Here is a 4,469-nt window from a genome sequence, read left to right on the forward strand (position 1 = left end):
CTACGGCCTCACATTCATCTCGGGGTGGCATTCGTTGGGCGTGCTCGCCAATTCCATCGAGGACGAGAAAGCGGCGATCCAGCCGCATCTGGACAAGCTCAAGCACAACGGCTGTACCGTCTGCATTGCTTGCGAGACGTCCAACACCATCCAAGGCGATCAAAAACCGCTGTCAGAGCGGCCCACATTGGACGCCGCAGGGATGAAGGACTTTGCGATCCGCGTCGAGGCGATTGCACAGTATTGCGCGGATCAGGGCATTGATCTGGTCTATCACCACCACATGGGCACCGTGGTGCAAAGCCCCGCCGATATCGATGCGTTTATGGCCGAAACCCTTGCGGCGGGCGGGGCCACGAAACTGTTGTTTGATGCGGGGCACTGCTATTTTGGTGGCGGCGATCCGGCAGTTGTTTTGGCCAAACACGCCGCCCGCGTGCGGCACTTCCACGCCAAAAACGTGCGTCCCGCCGTGCGCGCACAGGTCGAGGCAGAGGGGTGGTCGTTTATGGACGGTGTGCGCGGATCGGTGTTTACGGTGCCGGGCGATCAAGAGGGTGCGGTTGAATTTGAGCCGCTTTTGCAGATCCTCAAAGACACGAGCTATGAGGGCTGGATTGTGATCGAGGCCGAGCAAGACCCCGATCTGCGCAACCCGTTGTTGTATCAGACCCTCGGTCTGGCCACGCTCAAACGTCTCGCCCGCGAGACAGGTCTTATCTAAGGAATATACCATGCCCGATCTTTTAAAACGTCCCTTTGGCATCCACGGCAAAGTGCATCAAATCACGCCCGAAAGCGCGGGGTGGCGTTATGTCGGGTTCGATCTGATCAAACTGCGCGCGGGCGAGACTTGGGCCGAGGCCACTGGCGAGAACGAGGTCATTTTGGTGATGGTCGAGGGCAAGGCCACGATCACGGCGGCGGGCAAGGATTGGGGCGAATTGGGCGATCGCATGAGCGTGTTCGAGAAAACCCCGCCCCATTGTCTATATGTGCCCAATGAGAGCGACTGGGCGCTTGAATGCACCACGGATGCGACCATCGCCGTGTGCAAGGCACCGGGGAAATCGGGCCACGCGGCGCGACGTATTGGCCCCGATGGCATTACGCTCACGCAGCGCGGCGAGGGCAGCAACACGCGCCATATCAACAACATCGCGATGGAGAACGAGGACTACTGCGACAGCTTGCTCGTGACCGAAGTGTTCACGCCTGCGGGCAACTGGTCGAGCTACCCGAGCCACCGCCACGACGAGGATGACTTTCCGCGCATCACCTATCTCGAAGAGACCTATTACCATCGCCTCAATCCCGCTGACGGCTTTGGCATTCAACGCGTCTACACCGATGATTTGAGCCTGAACGAGACGATGGCGGTGCATGACGGCGATGTGGTGTGTGTCCCGCGCGGCCATCATCCGTGCGGCGCGCCCCACGGGTTCGAGATGTATTACCTCAACGTCATGGCCGGCCCCCGCCGCGCATGGCGCTTCGTCCCTGCACCCGCCGTTGAACACCTGATCTGATCCGCGCACCGCGCCGTCTGAGTAAAGAAAATGAGCGGCGCATGAAGCTCCGACACGTAGTATACGGCATAGGGTGACGGTACTTTCATGCGCCTTTCATTATGGTCGCCGAAGGGCTGTAACTGGTGGGGGGCATGACCGAAGCCCCTTCAGATCCTTTTGCGGCTCTACCGTAAACAACTGCGACTTCCAACGTTGCAAGGGGCGTTTACCAAGCAGACGCATTGCTCGATCGCCTGATCTACCACGTCCACATTCTTGGGATGAACGGCGAAAGTTGCAGGTTCAAATACAGTAGTAAAAACTGACGATAGTCAGCCCAAAACCAAGACAGCGCATTCTGGCTATTGTGCCAGCATGCGCCGTGCGCCGCTTCAGCTTTGTGACGAGATCGCACGTCAAAGCGTGGCACAATTTCAACCACAGTGGCCTCATTTCACGCCACGACCTAGTCGCTTTCTACTCTGCGATCGACATCTCCAGCGCACGATGCGGTTTTGGTGTGGGAAGGTGACTAGGACACTCATGAGTATGAGTGGGGGCCTACTGATCGTCTCGGGGTGCTTTCCGGTTAATCGCTGACATGCGAGAGATAATGTCGTTCGCGATGCCTTCGTACATGGCAGCTTGTCGTTCCCGAACTGAGCCTGGCATTGGATCACGGCGGCGAATACGGGCAGCAAGCCAAAGCATAATACGTGCAGCGGGCTCTGTTACCTTTTCGGGTGCAGGCGCGGGGTAGTGTTCTTCGAGTAAGGCCACCACTTCAGCATTCATGCTGCGGTGATTTGTTTCGGCAGTCAAACGTATTCGATTACGCAGTCCCGTTGGGAGCCGAACGATGAACTTATCCTGATTCTGAGCACTTTGTTCTGTCATAATGGCACAATGCCATAAAATTCCATTGACGCAATGGTGGCTTAGTGCCATATCTAGCGCGGCGCATGATTGAGGACCTACGCATGAATAGTCGTAAACCTATGCAACTTCGGCTTCCCGAAGAGCTCAAGGAGTGGATCAAGGCGGAATCTGATCGGAATGGAAACTCGCAAAATTCTGAAGTGATCCGTGCTATTCGCGCGGCGAAAGATAGGCGTGCGGCACTAAACTCCGTTCAGAATATTGTTTTGGATCATAGTCATAATGCGCGTTTTTGACGAGGCGAGAGGGTACCAAGACAATGACCAAGACAAGTGCACAGACAAAAGCGAAAAAAGCGGCCTCGGCCTTTATTAGAGAAGCGCGGGAGGCGGGCTGGCAGCGGGCAAAGTTTGAAATTAGGCCTGATGGCAGCGTTATTGTTGATGCAAACATGGTGGCTGCTGAGGTGGCCGATGACTTCCTCAACAGCGACTTGAGAATGGGCGAATGACCCGAAAGAGTCTGCCAAAATACGTCTATAATGACAGGGGGTATCTCCGATTCATCCGGCGTTCGCGGGGTATTTCAGTCATGATGCACGAGGAAGCGGGCACGCCGGAATTCTGGGATCATTACAATCGCCTGCTGAAGGGGAAACCAGCCCCCACGCCGGTGAAGCGTAATTTTGAGGCGTTGATTCTCAGTTACTACGAGAGCGACGCCTACAAGAAGCTGAAGCCTCGGACGAGGTCGGATTATCGGCGGTATATCAGCCACATTCGTGAGATCTGGGCCGACAAAGACCCGACTAGGATCGAAACTCATCACATCTACGAATTGCATCGCGCCAATGCGGACCATTGGCGGCAAGCCAACTATCTCGTCCAGGTCATGGTCGTTCTAATGAACCACGCCAGATTGATTGGCTTCATCAAGAAGGAGCATGGCAATCCGGCGAAAGGCATTCCACTTTTCAAGCAACAGAGCGACGGGTGGGAGCCTTGGCCAGACGAAGTTCGCGCCGAGTTCGAAGCGCTGGCTTCAAAGCGGGCGCGGCTGGTCTACGAGCTTTGCGTTGGTACTGGCCAGCGCATCGGCGATGTCGTGAAGATGAAGTGGGCGCACTTTTCTGAAGATGGATTCGATTTCACGCAGGGCAAAACTGACAAGCCGCTGTGGATCCCGCTCACCGACCGCCTGAAAACCCATCTCGATGGGTGCGCACGAACGGACGGAACTGTTGTGACCGACGCCAAGGGGCGACCAGTGAGCTATAGGATCGTTGCGGAGGAAATGCGCGCCATCAAAAAGAAGATGAAGCACGAGAAGGCAAGCTACTACAAAACGCACGAACTCAGAAAAAACGCAACAATCGAGCTTTATCTGGCCGGATGTGATGACGAAATGGTCAAAGCCGTCACCGGACATTCAGGCGTTGAGATGCTGAAAAAATACGGCGGGCCGATCCGGCAGAGGGAGCTGGCGAAGCGTGCTCAAGATGCAAGAAATCATATGGAACGAAGCAAGACCGAAACCTGAAAGTTTCAACGCTTGTTTCAAAAATGGCAGTGAAGGAGAGAAGATATGGCGCAACCCATTGATTTTATTGGAGGCGGGTACCGGAATCGAACCGGTGTACACGGATTTGCAATCCGCTGCATAACCACTCTACCAACCCGCCTCGGATGGTATGCAGCGCGGTCTATACGATGAATTCGGGCTTCGCAAGCGGGCAAATGACGCTTTCTGATGTTGCCCTTAGGGGCAGGGCATGGCTATAAGGGCGCAACGTCTTGTGACTAAAAGAGTTCAGATCATGCCAAACTTTTCTCAACTGCGCACAACAATGGTCGACACGCAGGTGCGCCCATCTGATGTGACCAAGTTTCCTATCATTCAGGCGATGTTGAATGTGCCGCGCGAGGCCTTTGTGCCTGCGTCCAAACGCGATGCGGCCTATGTCGGTGAGCACATCGATTTGGGACGTGGTCGGGTCGTGCTTGACCCGCGGGTCTTCGCCAAGATGCTCGAAGAGGTTGATATCCAGTCGAATGAGTTGGTGCTCGATTTGGGTGCGGG

Annotated in this window: 8 protein-coding genes and 1 tRNA gene; 7 read left to right on the plus strand and 2 right to left on the minus strand. The window is 55.5% G+C overall.

Translation table 11 applies throughout. The features are described 5' to 3' along the window. The 3 genes from ACTG34_RS09530 to ACTG34_RS09540 all read left to right on the plus strand — a co-directional run. On the plus strand, positions 1–724 hold a 724-nt coding region (locus tag ACTG34_RS09530; protein WP_439104699.1), incomplete at its 5' end, for a TIM barrel protein. A 10-nt stretch (positions 725–734) separates the two neighbouring features. Continuing rightward, positions 735–1,529: a 5-deoxy-glucuronate isomerase gene (gene iolB, locus ACTG34_RS09535; protein ID WP_439104700.1), complete on the plus strand. Its 795-nt coding sequence runs from the start codon at positions 735–737 to the stop codon at positions 1,527–1,529. 224 nt (positions 1,530–1,753) lie between these two features. Next, positions 1,754–1,837, plus strand: a complete 84-nt coding sequence (locus ACTG34_RS09540; protein WP_439104717.1) for a hypothetical protein — start codon at positions 1,754–1,756, stop codon at positions 1,835–1,837. Between the two features lie 235 nt (positions 1,838–2,072). Here ACTG34_RS09540 and ACTG34_RS09545 read toward each other — a convergent pair whose 3' ends face one another. Then, positions 2,073–2,459: an Arc family DNA-binding protein gene (locus ACTG34_RS09545; protein ID WP_439104701.1), complete on the minus strand. Its 387-nt coding sequence runs from the start codon at positions 2,457–2,459 to the stop codon at positions 2,073–2,075. A gap of 32 nt (positions 2,460–2,491) precedes the next feature. Between ACTG34_RS09545 and ACTG34_RS09550 the strand changes: the two genes are divergently transcribed. The 3 genes from ACTG34_RS09550 (at position 2,492) to ACTG34_RS09560 (ending at position 3,929) form a co-directional block, all read left to right on the plus strand. Next, a complete protein-coding gene (locus tag ACTG34_RS09550; RefSeq protein ID WP_439104702.1) occupies positions 2,492–2,686 on the plus strand; it encodes an Arc family DNA-binding protein in 195 nt (64 codons plus the stop codon). A 23-nt stretch (positions 2,687–2,709) separates the two neighbouring features. Further along, the gene (locus ACTG34_RS09555; protein ID WP_439104703.1) at positions 2,710–2,901 is read left to right on the plus strand and encodes a hypothetical protein; all 192 of its coding nucleotides are present in this window, start codon (positions 2,710–2,712) and stop codon (positions 2,899–2,901) included. An 80-nt stretch (positions 2,902–2,981) separates the two neighbouring features. Then, complete coding sequence (locus ACTG34_RS09560) at positions 2,982–3,929, plus strand: site-specific integrase (RefSeq protein WP_439104704.1); 948 nt, start codon at positions 2,982–2,984, stop codon at positions 3,927–3,929. A 68-nt stretch (positions 3,930–3,997) separates the two neighbouring features. Here the strand turns inward: ACTG34_RS09560 and ACTG34_RS09565 are convergent. Further along, positions 3,998–4,071, minus strand: a tRNA-Cys gene (locus ACTG34_RS09565). Between the two features lie 135 nt (positions 4,072–4,206). Between ACTG34_RS09565 and ACTG34_RS09570 the strand changes: the two genes are divergently transcribed. After that, on the plus strand, positions 4,207–4,469 hold a 263-nt coding region (locus tag ACTG34_RS09570; RefSeq protein ID WP_439104705.1), incomplete at its 3' end, for a protein-L-isoaspartate O-methyltransferase family protein.

The organism is Celeribacter marinus, assembly GCF_965656515.1.
Taxonomy (GTDB): domain Bacteria; phylum Pseudomonadota; class Alphaproteobacteria; order Rhodobacterales; family Rhodobacteraceae; genus Celeribacter; species Celeribacter marinus_D.

Excerpts from the sequence above, each read along its gene's own strand:
- iolB (WP_439104700.1), top strand. The coding sequence starts at position 735 with ATGCCCGATCTTTTAAAACGTCCCTTTGGCATCCACGGCAAAGTGCAT.
- ACTG34_RS09545 (WP_439104701.1), bottom strand. The coding sequence starts at position 2,459 with ATGGCACTAAGCCACCATTGCGTCAATGGAATTTTATGGCATTGTGCC.
- ACTG34_RS09555 (WP_439104703.1), top strand. The coding sequence starts at position 2,710 with ATGACCAAGACAAGTGCACAGACAAAAGCGAAAAAAGCGGCCTCGGCC.
- ACTG34_RS09560 (WP_439104704.1), top strand. The coding sequence starts at position 2,982 with ATGATGCACGAGGAAGCGGGCACGCCGGAATTCTGGGATCATTACAAT.
- ACTG34_RS09550 (WP_439104702.1), top strand. The coding sequence starts at position 2,492 with ATGAATAGTCGTAAACCTATGCAACTTCGGCTTCCCGAAGAGCTCAAG.